Below are 12,608 nucleotides of genomic sequence, written 5' to 3'. Positions count from 1 at the left end.
CTCTCTTCGAGAACGTCCGCTCATGTCCACACCGCTCTGGCGCGCCCTGCTCAGACCTCGCACCCTGCTGGCCTTCGCCGCCGCCCTGCTGCTGGCCACCGCCTGGGGCAGCCTGGTGCAGACCCAATACAACCTGGCAGCGCTGCAGGGCCTGGGGCAGCCGATAGACGCCGCCACCCGCTGGCAGACCTCGTTGCAGGATCTGCTGGGCTTCGGACCCGTCTACGCGGCCATCGTGCTCGCCGCTTGGTTACCAGCCTTTGCCGCGGCCTTCTGGCTGGGGCGCGGCAGCGTTGCCTACCGGGCCTGCCTGCTGCCGCTGGCCACCAGCGTCAGCCTGATCGCCGCCATCCGCCTGATCGACGCCTTCGCCCCCATGCCGGTGCTGATCTACGCCACGCGCACCCTGGAGGGGCTGCTGGCAATGGCCGTGGGCGGCCTGCTCGGTGGCCTGCTGTTCCTCTGGCTGGTCCGGCCCAGTGCCGACCGGGCGGGCGTTCTGCGCTAGACGAAAGCCCTCTCAGGACGAGGTCAGCTTCATCAATACCAGCCCGCTGACGATCAAGGCCGCGGCCAGGATCCGCAATGGACTCGCCGCCTCGCCCAGCACCAGGATGCCGACCACGAAGGCGCCCACGGCGCCGATGCCGGTCCAGATGGTGTAGGCGGTGCCCAGCGGCAGGCTGCGCATGGAGATCGACAGGAGCGCCACGCTCGCCACCATGGCGACCAGGGTGATCACCGTCGGGGTGAGGCGCGAGAAGCCCGCGGACTGCTTCATGGAAAACGCCCAGACCACCTCGAGCAGTCCCGCACACACCAGATAGAACCAAGCCACGGACGGCCTCCTCGGTAACCGGGCCGTCCCGGAACACTGCCCACCGATCTCGGGGGCGTCCCCAGGGCTGGAAGAAAGCGGCGGCAAGAGTTCACCGCCGGATCGGCCCCGATATCCTAGCCGCTCACACCCGGGCCTTGCGACCCGAGGGGCCCGGCGAGCGGCCGGTACCGGCTAACGCGGTTGGCAGATCTGCTCGGCGATGGCGTCGAACTCCCGGTCGAAACTGGCGCGTTCGGCGGCACTGAGGAAGCCCTGCTGCTCGACGAAGTCATCGCTCCGCTGCCGCACCCGGGCAATGTGCTCGCTGAACTGGTTCGCCTGCTGCTGACCGATCCGCCGAGCGATCCGCGCCGTGCTCACATCCGCCTGCAGCACCTTGGCGCGCATGGAGATATGCGCCTGCCGCGGATCGGTGATCGACCCACCCAGCTCGCCCGGCAAGGCGCGCTGCTGCTCCAGGTTGCAGCTGGGCAGACCGAGATCGTCTGGGTGACCCTGCTCCTTGGTACAGGCACCGAGGGCGAGGGGTAACAGCAACAGCGGAAACAGGGCTTTCATCGGGGCGCCGCGGAATAGGCCATGGGAAGCCCTTGAGAACCTGCGCTGGGCGCTTGGTTCGGCAAGGCTCTGGAGCGAGCTTTGGTAACACTCTTACTTGCCCTCGCCAGCGGCCCCGGCGCTAATCGGCGGCGCGCGCCTGGCGGTCCAGTCCTGCCAGTTGCAGCCGCGCGCCATCGGCCACCGGGCCTCTCCCGGCCGCGGTGCTTTGCAAGAGCGCCTGGTGCAGCGAATGAGCCGCCGCCTCTAGGCCCGGCCGGATGGCCTGGCTGGCCTCGGCGAGGGCGGAGTCCTCGGTGAAGACCGGGGCCGCGAGAAAGAGGGTAACCGAGCTGGTCAGGAGGTATTTCATACAGGCTTCCTTGCTGTGTGATCACCAGGGTATCGGCATCCGGCCGGTGGGCTTTACCTGGTGCAGGTCAACACAGCTTAGCCCAAGACCACCCTGGCGTTGCTGGTGATGGTCAGACGAATCGGGCCGGTGATCGGCCCGCGCCAGCCAGGGCAGGGCATCCATTGGTCGTGAAGGACCGCCAGAAACGCCAAAGCCCGCGCAATGGCGGGCTTTGGCGGTGTTCACGCGACCACAGGGGGGTGAACAGGAGATGGCGCACTCGGCGGGATTCGAACCCACGACCCCTGCCTTCGGAGGGCAGTACTCTATCCAGCTGAGCTACGAGTGCAGCGATTCGGTGACGCTGAATCGGTCGCCATCATACTCACCTTGCATCGGACCGTCCATGCCCGGATGCACGATGTTGTTGATTTTGAACGACTGTTTCGTCGGGTCGGGCAGGGACTGCATAAACAGTGGCGAGGTCGATGAGAAAACGGCTCGTTCGCTCTTGCGCAGGGGTTCAGGATTCTCCTAGGATGCGTTCAATATTTCGAACGCCGTAGCGTTTTGCACGGCGAGTCAGGGTGCACTGAACGGTGGCCATGCCAGCGTTGCCAGGCCTGACCCTATCGCAGGCGCAGGGGTGTCAAGCCCTTGCTTCCGGCCCTTTCAGCCAAGGAGACCGTAATGCAGCTCAAAGATGCTTCCCTGTTTCGCCAGCAAGCCTATGTCGACGGTGCCTGGATCGACGCCGACAGCGGCGCCACCGTCAGCGTGGACAACCCCGCCACCGGCGAGACCCTGGGCACCATTCCCAAGCTCGGCCGCGCCGAGACCAAGCGCGCCATCGACGCCGCCAACCGGGCCCTGCCGGCCTGGCGGGCGCTGACCGCCAAGGAGCGTTCGGCCAAGCTGCGTCGCTGGTACGAACTGATGATCGAGAACCAGGACGACCTGGGCCGCCTGATGACCCTGGAGCAGGGCAAGCCGCTGGCCGAGGCCAAGGGCGAGATCGCCTATGCCGCCTCCTTCATCGAGTGGTTCGCCGAAGAAGCCAAGCGCATCTATGGCGACACCATCCCCGGCCACCAGGCCGACAAGCGCATCCTGGTGATCAAGCAGCCCATCGGCGTCACCGCCGCCATCACGCCGTGGAACTTCCCCACCGCGATGATTACCCGCAAGGCCGGCCCGGCCTTGGCCGCCGGCTGCACCATGGTCATCAAGCCCGCCAGCCAGACGCCGTACTCGGCGCTGGCCCTGGCCGAGCTGGCCGAGCGCGCCGGCATTCCCAAGGGCGTGCTGAGCGTGGTCACCGGCTCCGCCACCGAGATCGGTGCCGAGCTGACCGAGAGCCCCATCGTGCGCAAGATCTCCTTCACCGGCTCCACCGAGATCGGTGCCAAGCTGATGGAGCAGAGCGCGCCGACCATCAAGAAGCTGTCGCTGGAGCTGGGCGGCAACGCACCCTTCATCGTCTTCGACGACGCCGACCTGGACAAGGCCGTGGAAGGCGCCATCGCCTCCAAGTACCGCAACGCCGGCCAGACCTGCGTCTGTGTCAACCGTCTCTACATCCAGGACGGCGTCTACGAGGCCTTCGCCGAGAAGTTCAAGGCCGCCGTGGCCAAGCTCAAGGTCGGTAACGGCCTGGAAGAGGGCGTGACCATCGGCCCGCTGATCGACGCCAAGGCCGCCGCCAAGGTCAAGGAGCACATCGACGACGCCGTGAGCCAGGGTGCCAAGGTCATCGCCGGTGGCAAGGCCCACGCCAATGGCGGCAGCTACTTCGAACCGACCATCCTCGCCGAGGTGCCCAAGAGCGCCAAGGTGTCCAAGGAAGAGACCTTCGGCCCGCTGGCGCCGCTGTTCCGCTTCAAGGACGAGGCCGAGGTCATCGAGCTGGCCAACGACACCGAGTTCGGCCTGGCCTCCTACTTCTATGCCCGCGACCTGTCCCGCGTGTTCCGCGTGGCCGAGGCGCTGGAATACGGCATGGTCGGCATCAACACCGGTCTGATCTCCAACGAGGTCGCCCCCTTCGGCGGCGTCAAGGCCTCCGGCCTGGGCCGCGAAGGCTCCAAGTACGGTATCGAGGAATACCTGGAGATCAAGTACCTCTGCCTGGGCGTCTGATCCCGCTTTCGGCTGGGCCTGTTGGGCTTCGCTGCGCTCAACCCAACCTAGGATCCAGGTAGGTTGGGTTGAGACGGCTCCACCGTCGAAGCCCAACAGCGCTCCAGCCTGACCCACAGCTTTTCCCGGCGCGGACGCCGGGCCGTTGGCAGTCGATCATCGTATGCTGCCCGGAATCCGGTCCGCGCTTTTTCCGTAGCCGGCCGCACGATGAGCGGCCATCGAGGACTGCAATGAGCCACACCAACGATTCCCTGATGCATCGCCGCAGCGCCGCCGTCGCCCGTGGCGTCGGCCAGACCCATCCGATCTTCGTCGCCCGCGCGGAGAACGCCAAGGTCTGGGACGTCGAGGGCAACGAGTTCCTGGACTTCGCCGGCGGCATTGCCGTGCTCAACACCGGTCACTTGCACCCGCGCGTGGTGGCGGCCGTGCAGGAACAGCTGACCAAGGTCTCCCACACCTGCTTCCAGGTGCTGGCCTACGAGCCCTATGTCGAGGTCTGCGAAAAGCTCAACGAACTGGTGCCGGGCAACTTCCCGAAGAAGACCGCGCTGTTCAACTCCGGCTCCGAAGCGGTGGAGAACGCCGTCAAGATCGCCCGCGCCGCCACCCAGCGCGCCGGCGTCATCGCCTTCTCCAGCGCCTACCACGGCCGCACCATGATGACCCTGTCGCTCACCGGCAAGGTCGCGCCCTATTCGGCCGGCATGGGCCTGATGCCCGGCGGCGTCTATCGCGCGCTCTATCCCTGCGAACTGCACGGCATCAGCGTCGATGACGCCATCGCCAGCGTCGAGCGCATCTTCAAGAACGATGCCGCCCCGGGTGACGTGGCCGCCATCATTCTCGAGCCGGTGCAGGGCGAGGGCGGTTTCTATGCCGCGCCCAAGGACTTCATGCAGCGCCTGCGCAAGCTCTGCGACACCCACGGCATCCTGCTGATCGCCGACGAGGTCCAGTCCGGCGCCGGGCGCACCGGGACCTTCTTCGCCATGGAGCAGATGGGCGTCGACGCCGACTTGGTGACCTTCGCCAAGTCCATCGCCGGTGGTTTCCCGCTGTCGGGCGTGACCGGTCGCGCCACGGTGATGGATGCCGTCACCCCCGGCGGCCTGGGCGGTACCTATGCCGGTAGCCCCATCGCCTGCGCCGCGGCCCTGGCGGTGATCGAGACCTTCGAGCAGGAGAACCTGCTGGACCGCTCCAAGGCCGTGGGCGAACGCCTCACCGCCGGCCTACGTGAACTGGCGACCAGGCATCCGCAGATCGTCGAGGTGCGGGGCCTGGGCGCCATGATCGCCATGGAGCTGGGCAAGGGCGGCGACGTCGAGCAACCCGATGCCGAGCTGACCAGCCAGATCGTCGTCCGCGCGCGCCAGAAAGGCCTGATCCTGCTCAGCTGTGGCAGCTACGGCAACGTGCTGCGCATCCTGGTGCCGCTGACCGCCAGCGACGAAGAGCTGGACCGCGGCTTGGCCATTATCGGCGAGTGCTTTGCCGAATTGGCCTGAGTGCTGATCGACCGCCCTCGAAAGAGGGCGGTTTTGTTGTGACGGACTTGGCAAAAAGTTCCCTTTTGGCGCATCATCCGCCGCTTCGCCTGGCATTGGGAGGAGCTGGTTGGGATGCCGCCCTTGATACTCATCGTTGATGCCAATCCCTGGACCCGGGATCTGCTCAAGTCACTCGTCCTGGCCGCACGCGCCGACGCCCAGGTCCACGAATACGGCCATGGCTACCAGGCCCTCGCCGAACTGGACCAGCGCAAAAGATGCGCCCTGGTCATCGCCGAACGCCCTGCCGATTGCGATGGACTCGACCTGCTGCGCCGTATCCGCCAGCGCGGCACCCAACCCCTGCAGCCGGTCATCCTGCTTTCCGACCAGGCCGATGCCGCCTATGTCCGTGCGGCGCTGCGGCTCGCCCCCACCGCCTACCTGGTCAAGCCCTACAACGCCGAAGAATTGCTGCGGCGCTTGCGCAGCCTCCTGCCGCCCGCGGGAGAGGATGCCCAGGCGACCCAGCCCGGACCCGAGGGCACCCTGGACGACTATCTGCAGCGCATGGCCGCGGAGATCGACGCCGTGCCGTTGTTCGCCGACCTGCCCGCCATCATCCAGCGCTGCCGCGACAGCGCCAGCTGCAGCCTGGGCGAACTGGAGACCGAGTTCAGCCATGATCCGCTGGTCACCGCGACGCTGATCGCCGCGGCCAATAGCGCTTCCCAGCGCGTCGGCCAGTCCTGCCAGACGCTCAGCCAGGCGCTGCCGCGCCTGGGCGTGGGCTTCACCCTCAACCTGGTGCTGGGTCTGAGCCTCAAGCGCGCGACGCGGCTGGCCGATCCGCTGCTGGCCGGGCGCGCCGAAGGCTATCTGCACCTGGCCCAGCGCGCCGCCGATTGCGCGCGGCTGCTGGCGCTGCGCTATGCCCGCGAAGACGCCGAGCGCTGCTATACCGCAGGGCTGCTGCATCGCCTGGGCGAACTGGCCGTGCTGCAGGGGCTGCAGCGCTGGTGCGCGGCGGGCGGCGTGGTCGACGAGGCCGCGGTGGAGCGCGCCCTGGCGCGCTACAGCCAGGAGTTCTCCACGGAGTTGCAGCGCCACTGGCGCCTGCCGCTGGAGTTGCGCGAATTGGTGGCGGCGGTGCACGGCCTGCACGGGGTGCTGCCCAAGCCCTCACTGATCCTGCACCTGGCCGCCCAGGCGGCGTGCCCGGCGCCCGGCGAGTCCCTCGACGGCCTGCTGGAACACAAGGCCAGCCGCATGCTGGGGCTGGAAGCGCCGGTCTGGAAGCTGGCCGTCACCCAGCTGCAACCGGCCTAGCGCGCGGTATCGGGGCGGTAGCCCAGGCGCAGTCCGCCCCAGTGCCGCCCGTTCACCAGGATCGGCACTGAGAGGTCGTGCATCACCTCGCCGGTATCCCTCATGTAGGTCTGCAGCAGTAGCCGCCGCTGATGACTGCCGCAGCGCTTGCCGGTGCGGTCGCCGAACAGGCGCTTGCTGCGGCTGCGCGCCGTATCCACCGCCAGGTCGCCGGTGGGGGCATGGGCGAAGGCATTGTTGTGGGTCGGCACGTAGCCTTCCGGGGTACAGGCGATGGCGAACACCAGTCCGGGGTGCTGGGTCAGCAGCGGCTCCTGGATCGCCGGCAGCACGCCGTCGGTATAGCTGTCGAAGCGGGTGCGGTACTTGGGTGGCTGGCTGCCGGGAAGGGGCTGGTACTGGCGATCGAACAGGGCTTCCGGGGTGATGCGGCCGGCGGCCAGGTCTTCTTCGAAGCGTCGGCCGATGGCATCCGCACCCTGGCGCGCCAGTTCGAAGATGCGTTGGTGATAGCTGTCCAGGCCGACTTCGGCCAGGCGTTCGCTGCTGGCTTCGGCCATGTCCACCAGTTCGTCGGCGGCGCTGCTCAGGCGACTGGTCTGGCGCTCGCTGTCGGCCAGGTCGCTGTGCACCTGCGCCACCGCCTCGGCCAGGTTTTCCAGCTGGGCGAGGTTGGCCGAGGTGCCCTGGGCGATGTCGCCCGCCTGGCGTTCGGCGGTCTGCGCGAGCCGGGCGATCTCCTGCAGGCCCTCGCCGGTGTGCTCGACGCGGCGGACGCCATCTTCCAGGGCGGTGGCCAGCTCCTGGATCTGGCTGACCACGGCGCCGGTCTGCTGGCTGATGTCGGCGACGATCACCCCGACCTCGCCGGTCGCGCTGGAGGTCCGCGCCGCCAGCCCCCGTACCTCGTCGGCCACCACGGCGAAGCCGCGGCCGTGTTCGCCGGCCCGCGCCGCCTCGATGGCGGCATTGAGGGCCAGCAGGTTGGTCTGGCTGGCGATGGCCTGGATGACCGCGGTGACCTGCTGGATCTTGTCGGTGCGCACGCTGAGCCCGGCGATCAGTTCCCGACTATCGCGGGCGTGATCGCTCAGGGCGCGGATGGCGGCGATCGCCTCGCCCAGGGCTTCGCGCCCGGCTTCGCTCCGTTCGTGTACCTGCTGCACCACGTCCAGCGCCTGGCGGGCGCTGCCGGCGCTGTCCTGCTCGGTCTGGGTCAGCGCGGCGGCGCTGCTGGCCATCTGCGCCGCCGCGCTGGCCTGGGATTGCACCCTGGCCGCCAGCTGCTGGGCCGCATAGGCGACACCGGCGATGGCCACGGCATTGCGCGCGGTGCTGCGCGAGAGATCGCGGGTGAGGTCGTCGTGTGGCAGGGCTGCCGCTGGCGGCGCGGCAGGGGCGCGCACCAGCAGCCAGGGCCAGAGGGCGGCGAGCAAGGTCAGGCCTATGCCGGCCGCCGCAGGTAGAGCCAGGCTCTGCCAGAGCAACAGCGCCGCACCGAGGGCGAGCAGGTGAAGCGACAACACGAGTGGCCAGCGCCTGGGCATGCGACCTCCTTGTTCTTGTGCTCGGGTCGATGCCGAAACCATGACGGCTTCGACGTCCCGATCATGGAGCCAAGTTTCCGGAGGTTGCAACGGTTGTCTGACGTTATCGGCTACGACCTTGGTCGCAGCCGACCGAAGGTGCCGCTCAGGGGGTACGCGGCAGGAAGTGCAGCGGCGTACCGCGTTGCAGGCCGGCCAGCACCGGGTGGTCCTTGACCAGTTCCACCTCGATCACCTCGCTCTGCTCCGGCACCTTGAGGGTCACCCGGGTGATGGCGCCGAGCGGGCGGATATCGCGTACCTCGGCGGCGTGATAGCCGGGCCGCGCCTCCCGCTCCAGCTCCACCTCGTGCGGGCGGAACAGCACCTCCCGCTCGCCCAGCGCCAGGCGGTTGGAGTCGCCGAGGAAGTGATAGACGAAGTCGCTGGCCGGCTGTTCGTAGACCTCGCCAGGCGAACCCACCTGCTCGATCTGGCCCTTGTTCATCACCACGATGCGGTCGGCCACCTCCATGGCTTCCTCCTGGTCGTGGGTGACGAATACCGAGGTCAGATGGATTTCCTCGTGCAGGCGCGCCAGCCAGCGGCGCAGTTCCTTGCGCACCTTGGCGTCGAGTGCGCCGAAGGGTTCGTCGAGCAGCAGGATCTTGGGCTCCACCGCCAGGGCGCGGGCCAAGGCGATGCGCTGGCGCTGGCCACCGGAGAGCTGCTCCGGATAGCGATCGGCGAGCCAGTCGAGCTGCACCATGTTCAGCAGTTCGTGCACCTTGCTGGCGATCTGCGCCTCACTGGGGCGCTCGCGACGCGGCTTCATGCGCAGGCCGAAGGCGACGTTGTCGAACACCGTCATGTGGCGGAACAGGGCGTAGTGCTGGAAAACGAAGCCGACGTTGCGATCGCGCACGTCGCGGCCGGAGACGTCCTCGCCATGGAAGCCAATGTTGCCGGCGTCCGGCGATTCCAGGCCGGCGATGATGCGCAGCAGGGTGGTCTTGCCGCAGCCCGAGGGGCCGAGCAAGGCGACCAACTCGCCGCTCTCGATGTGCAGGTTGATGTCCTTGAGCGCCTGGAAGGCGCCGAACCTCTTGTTGATGCCCTGGATTTCAATGCTCATGGCGGCTCATTCCTCGTCACGGTGCTGCAGTTGGCGGCTCAGGCGGCTCTCGCTCCACTGCCGCAGCAGCAGGATCACCAGCGCCATCATCAGCAGCAGGATCGCCACGCTGAAGGCGGCGACGATGTTGTACTCGTTGTAGAGAATCTCGATGTGCAGCGGCAGGGTGTTGGTCAGGCCGCGGATATGGCCGGAGACCACCGACACCGCGCCGAACTCGCCCATGGCCCGGGCGGTACAGAGCACCACGCCATAGATCAGCGCCCATTTCACGTTGGGCAGGGTCACGTGCCAGAACAGCTGCCAGCCGCTGGCGCCCAGCAGGCGCGCCGCCTCTTCCTCCTGGGTGCCCTGTTCCTGCATCAGCGGGATCAGTTCGCGGGCCACGTAGGGGAAGGTGACGAAGATGGTCGCCAGGACGATGCCGGGTACGGCGAAGACGATCTGCACGTCTACGCTCTGCAGGTAGGGGCCCAGCAGGCCCTGGGCGCCGAACAGCAGCACATAGATGAGGCCGGCGATCACCGGCGAGACCGAGAAGGGCAGGTCGATCAGGGTGATCAGCAGGCTCTTGCCGGTGAACTCGAACTTGGTCACGCACCAGGCCGCGGCCAGGCCGAACGCCAGGTTCAATGGCACCGAGATGGCGGTGGCGAACAGCGTCAGCTTGAGCGCCGAGATCGCATCCGGTTCGCTGATGGCGTCCCAGAAGGCGCCGATGCCACTGGCCAGGCCCTGGCTCAGCACCATGTACAGCGGCAGCACCAGGATCAGCAGGAACACCAGCCAGGCGCTGGCGATCAGGGCGATGGCCACCGGCGTGCGGCGCGCACTGGCCCGCGCATCGGCTTTGGTCGAAGTCATGAGGCTCATGCGGACGTCCTTAGATGTTGGGCTGGATGCGGCGCTGCAGGAGGTTGATCAGCAGCAGCATGACGAAGGACACCAGCAGCATGAACACGCCGATGCCGGTGGCGCCGGTGTAGTCGTACTGGTCCAGCTTGGAGACGATGAGCAGCGGCAGGATCTCGGTCTTGAACGGGATGTTGCCGGCGATGAACACCACCGAGCCGTATTCCCCCACGCCACGGGCGAAGGCCAGGGCGAAACCGGTCAGCCAGGCCGGCAGCAGGGTCGGCACCAGCACGTAGCGGAACACCTGCCAGGGCCGCGCGCCCAGGCAGGTGGCGGCTTCCTCGATCTCCTTGGGGATGTCCGCCAGCACCGGCTGCAGGGTGCGCACCACGAAGGGCAGGGTGACGAAGATCAGCGCCAGGGTGATGCCGAGGGGGGTATAGGCGATCTTGAAGGGAAACAGTGAGCCGATCAGCCCGTTGGGCGCATAGAGGGCGGTCAGGGCGATGCCGGCCACCGCGGTGGGCAAGGCGAAGGGCAGGTCGACCATGGCGTCGATCAGCTTGCGTCCGGGAAACTCGTAGCGCACCAGCACCCAGGCCAGCAGGGTGCCGAGGATGCCGTTGACGAAGGCGGCGAGCAGGGCGGTGCCGAAGGAGAGTTGCAGGGCGGCCTGCACCTGGCGGCCGGTGATCAGCGACCAGAACTGGCCGAGGCTCAACTGGCTGGCATGGAGGAACATGGCGCCCAGCGGGATCAGCACGATCAGCGCCAGGTAGGTCAGGGAGAATCCCAGGGTCAACCCGAAGCCGGGTATGACCGGGGAGAGACGGCGAGACATGGGGCGTCCTTCTGCAAGGCGCCCCGGCGATGCATTCGCCAGGGCGCAGAGGGGGGAACGATACCTGTTCCGGGCCGGTCAGCGTGAGCCGTCCCGGCCAGAGGCTTACTTGTTGATGTCGGCGAAGATCTTGTCGAACACGCCGCCGTCGGCGAAGTACTTCGGCTGGGCATCCTTCCAGCCACCGAATTCCTGGTCGATGGTCACCAGCTTGACCGGCTTGAACTGATCCTTGAATTCCGCCGCCACCTTGGCGTCGCGGGGACGGTAGAAGTTCTGCGCGGCGATGCGCTGGCCCTCGGGGCTGTAGAGGTACTGCAGGTAGGCCTCGGCCTGCTTGCGGGTACCCTTCTTGTCGACCACCTTGTCCACCACGGCCACCGGCGGCTCGGCGAGGATCGACAGCGACGGGGTGACGATCTCCAGCTGGTCGCCGCCTTCTTCCTTGAGCGACAGGTAGGCCTCGTTCTCCCAGGCGATCAGCACATCACCCAGCTGGCGCTGCACGAAGCTGATGGTGGCGCCGCGGGCGCCGGTGTCCAGTACCGGGGCGTGGCGATAGAGTTCGGTGACGAACTTGAGCGCCTCGGCATCGCTGCCGTACTTGGCCTTGGCATAGGCCCAGGCGGCGAGGAAATTCCAGCGGGCGCCACCGGAGGTCTTGGGATTGGGGGTGATGACCTGGACGTCCTTCTTCACCAGGTCGTCCCAGTCCTTGATGCCCTTGGGATTGCCCTTGCGCACCAGGAAGACGATGGTCGAGGTGTAGGGCGTGCTGTTGTCCGCCAGGCGCTTCTGCCAGTTGGGATCGACCAGCTGCTGGCGCAGGTTGAGGGCATCGATGTCGCCGGACAGCGCCAGGGTCACCACGTCGGCCTGCAGGCCGTCGATCACCGAGCGCGCCTGCTTGCCGGAGCCGCCATGGGAATTCTTGATGGTCACGTCTTCGCCGGTTTCGCTCTTCCAGTGCTTGGCGAAGGCGGCGTTGTACTGCTGGTAGAGCTCACGGGTCGGATCGTAGGACACGTTGAGCAGTTCGACGGCGTGGACCGAGCTGGCGAACAGGGCACTGGCCAGGGCGGCCAGGGCGAAACGGCGAATGGACATGGAACGCTCCTTGAAGTGAGAAAGCCGGACACCGTCTGGCGGGCGCCTTGCCCGCTCGTCCGCTGACCTCGGCGACCTAGTGCTTGGCCGGATTGCCGCTTTGCGGCCGGAATTTTTCCTTGCGCTCGATCTGCACCACCTGGCCGTTGTGCACGGTGATCTCGATGGCGCCGAATCTCAGCCCGCGCAGGGCTTGCTGGATATCGCGGAGCAGTGCGGTTTCGTCCTGGTTTTCCAGGCTGCGGAACGGAACGGAGCTCATGGGAAGGCGTCCTCGAGTGAGGGGATGGGCGATGAGTTGGCGCCATCTTAGGGGGACGACCTTTATTTCTTTAAATTGCTAATAATGCTTTGTTTATTCGCTTTTCGAATTAGCAGTCTGTGAAGGACACGTTGTGTAGCAAAAGGGAGGGGTGGATTTCTCCGCCACCCTGTAAATAATGCGCG

13 protein-coding genes and 1 tRNA gene are annotated in these 12,608 nt (G+C 67.0%); 4 read left to right on the top strand and 10 right to left on the bottom strand.

Annotated features, from left to right (window positions below):
- The first annotated feature begins 22 nt into the window (after positions 1-22).
- Positions 23-508, top strand: coding sequence for a hypothetical protein (locus ACYJP6_RS06935; protein ID WP_459474314.1), 486 nt, complete (start codon positions 23-25; stop codon positions 506-508).
- A 12-nt stretch (positions 509-520) separates the two neighbouring features.
- On the opposite strand, the gene sugE is transcribed toward ACYJP6_RS06935, so the two are convergent.
- The 4 genes from sugE to ACYJP6_RS06915 all read right to left on the bottom strand — a co-directional run bounded on the left by sugE (position 521) and on the right by ACYJP6_RS06915 (position 2,082).
- Complete coding sequence (gene sugE, locus ACYJP6_RS06930) at positions 521-838, bottom strand: quaternary ammonium compound efflux SMR transporter SugE (RefSeq protein ID WP_140218247.1); 318 nt, start codon at positions 836-838, stop codon at positions 521-523.
- 174 nt (positions 839-1,012) lie between these two features.
- Positions 1,013-1,399: a hypothetical protein gene (locus ACYJP6_RS06925; RefSeq protein WP_459474313.1), complete on the bottom strand. Its 387-nt coding sequence runs from the start codon at positions 1,397-1,399 to the stop codon at positions 1,013-1,015.
- 121 nt (positions 1,400-1,520) lie between these two features.
- Positions 1,521-1,751 (bottom strand): hypothetical protein, encoded by a 231-nt coding sequence (locus ACYJP6_RS06920; RefSeq protein WP_459474312.1) that lies wholly within the window; start codon positions 1,749-1,751, stop codon positions 1,521-1,523.
- 254 nt (positions 1,752-2,005) lie between these two features.
- Positions 2,006-2,082: transfer RNA gene (locus ACYJP6_RS06915), tRNA-Arg, on the bottom strand.
- A gap of 341 nt (positions 2,083-2,423) precedes the next feature.
- On the opposite strand from ACYJP6_RS06915, the gene gabD reads away from it, so the two are divergent.
- The 3 genes from gabD (at position 2,424) to ACYJP6_RS06900 (ending at position 6,697) form a co-directional block, all read left to right on the top strand.
- Positions 2,424-3,872 (top strand): NADP-dependent succinate-semialdehyde dehydrogenase, encoded by a 1,449-nt coding sequence (gabD, locus tag ACYJP6_RS06910; RefSeq protein ID WP_459474311.1) that lies wholly within the window; start codon positions 2,424-2,426, stop codon positions 3,870-3,872.
- A gap of 233 nt (positions 3,873-4,105) precedes the next feature.
- The gene (gene gabT / locus ACYJP6_RS06905) at positions 4,106-5,386 is read left to right on the top strand and encodes a 4-aminobutyrate--2-oxoglutarate transaminase (protein WP_459474310.1); all 1,281 of its coding nucleotides are present in this window, start codon (positions 4,106-4,108) and stop codon (positions 5,384-5,386) included.
- A gap of 114 nt (positions 5,387-5,500) precedes the next feature.
- Complete coding sequence (locus tag ACYJP6_RS06900) at positions 5,501-6,697, top strand: HDOD domain-containing protein (RefSeq protein ID WP_459474309.1); 1,197 nt, start codon at positions 5,501-5,503, stop codon at positions 6,695-6,697.
- Here the strand turns inward: ACYJP6_RS06900 and ACYJP6_RS06895 are convergent.
- The 6 genes from ACYJP6_RS06895 to oscA all read right to left on the bottom strand — a co-directional run bounded on the left by ACYJP6_RS06895 (position 6,694) and on the right by oscA (position 12,423).
- A complete protein-coding gene (locus tag ACYJP6_RS06895; RefSeq protein ID WP_459474805.1) occupies positions 6,694-7,938 on the bottom strand; it encodes a methyl-accepting chemotaxis protein in 1,245 nt (414 codons plus the stop codon). The genes ACYJP6_RS06900 and ACYJP6_RS06895 overlap by 4 nt on opposite strands.
- A 451-nt stretch (positions 7,939-8,389) precedes the next feature.
- Positions 8,390-9,358 carry a sulfate/molybdate ABC transporter ATP-binding protein gene (locus tag ACYJP6_RS06890; RefSeq protein WP_459474308.1) on the bottom strand — a complete coding sequence of 323 codons (969 nt, stop codon included), beginning with the start codon at positions 9,356-9,358 and terminating at the stop codon, positions 8,390-8,392.
- A gap of 6 nt (positions 9,359-9,364) precedes the next feature.
- Positions 9,365-10,231 carry a sulfate ABC transporter permease subunit CysW gene (cysW, locus tag ACYJP6_RS06885; RefSeq protein ID WP_459474307.1) on the bottom strand — a complete coding sequence of 289 codons (867 nt, stop codon included), beginning with the start codon at positions 10,229-10,231 and terminating at the stop codon, positions 9,365-9,367.
- Between the two features lie 10 nt (positions 10,232-10,241).
- Positions 10,242-11,054 carry a sulfate ABC transporter permease subunit CysT gene (gene cysT, locus ACYJP6_RS06880; protein WP_459474306.1) on the bottom strand — a complete coding sequence of 271 codons (813 nt, stop codon included), beginning with the start codon at positions 11,052-11,054 and terminating at the stop codon, positions 10,242-10,244.
- 105 nt (positions 11,055-11,159) lie between these two features.
- A complete protein-coding gene (locus ACYJP6_RS06875; RefSeq protein WP_459474305.1) occupies positions 11,160-12,161 on the bottom strand; it encodes a sulfate ABC transporter substrate-binding protein in 1,002 nt (333 codons plus the stop codon).
- A 76-nt stretch (positions 12,162-12,237) separates the two neighbouring features.
- Positions 12,238-12,423: a sulfur starvation response protein OscA gene (gene oscA / locus ACYJP6_RS06870; protein ID WP_145006866.1), complete on the bottom strand. Its 186-nt coding sequence runs from the start codon at positions 12,421-12,423 to the stop codon at positions 12,238-12,240.
- Positions 12,424-12,608: the final 185 nt, after the last annotated feature.

Source organism: Pseudomonas sp. No.117, from assembly GCF_054558395.1.
Note: the sequence above shows the minus strand (reverse complement) of the source record. Positions and strands in the feature narration are given on the sequence as shown.

Coding starts and splice junctions, on each gene's coding strand:
- ACYJP6_RS06935 (WP_459474314.1), top strand. CDS start 23: ATGTCCACACCGCTCTGGCGCGCCCTGCTCAGACCTCGCACCCTGCTG.
- ACYJP6_RS06925 (WP_459474313.1), bottom strand. CDS start 1,399: ATGAAAGCCCTGTTTCCGCTGTTGCTGTTACCCCTCGCCCTCGGTGCC.
- ACYJP6_RS06920 (WP_459474312.1), bottom strand. CDS start 1,751: ATGAAATACCTCCTGACCAGCTCGGTTACCCTCTTTCTCGCGGCCCCG.
- gabD (WP_459474311.1), top strand. CDS start 2,424: ATGCAGCTCAAAGATGCTTCCCTGTTTCGCCAGCAAGCCTATGTCGAC.
- gabT (WP_459474310.1), top strand. CDS start 4,106: ATGAGCCACACCAACGATTCCCTGATGCATCGCCGCAGCGCCGCCGTC.
- ACYJP6_RS06900 (WP_459474309.1), top strand. CDS start 5,501: ATGCCGCCCTTGATACTCATCGTTGATGCCAATCCCTGGACCCGGGAT.
- ACYJP6_RS06895 (WP_459474805.1), bottom strand. CDS start 7,938: ATGGCCAGCAGCGCCGCCGCGCTGACCCAGACCGAGCAGGACAGCGCC.
- ACYJP6_RS06890 (WP_459474308.1), bottom strand. CDS start 9,358: ATGAGCATTGAAATCCAGGGCATCAACAAGAGGTTCGGCGCCTTCCAG.
- cysW (WP_459474307.1), bottom strand. CDS start 10,231: ATGAGCCTCATGACTTCGACCAAAGCCGATGCGCGGGCCAGTGCGCGC.
- cysT (WP_459474306.1), bottom strand. CDS start 11,054: ATGTCTCGCCGTCTCTCCCCGGTCATACCCGGCTTCGGGTTGACCCTG.
- ACYJP6_RS06875 (WP_459474305.1), bottom strand. CDS start 12,161: ATGTCCATTCGCCGTTTCGCCCTGGCCGCCCTGGCCAGTGCCCTGTTC.
- oscA (WP_145006866.1), bottom strand. CDS start 12,423: ATGAGCTCCGTTCCGTTCCGCAGCCTGGAAAACCAGGACGAAACCGCA.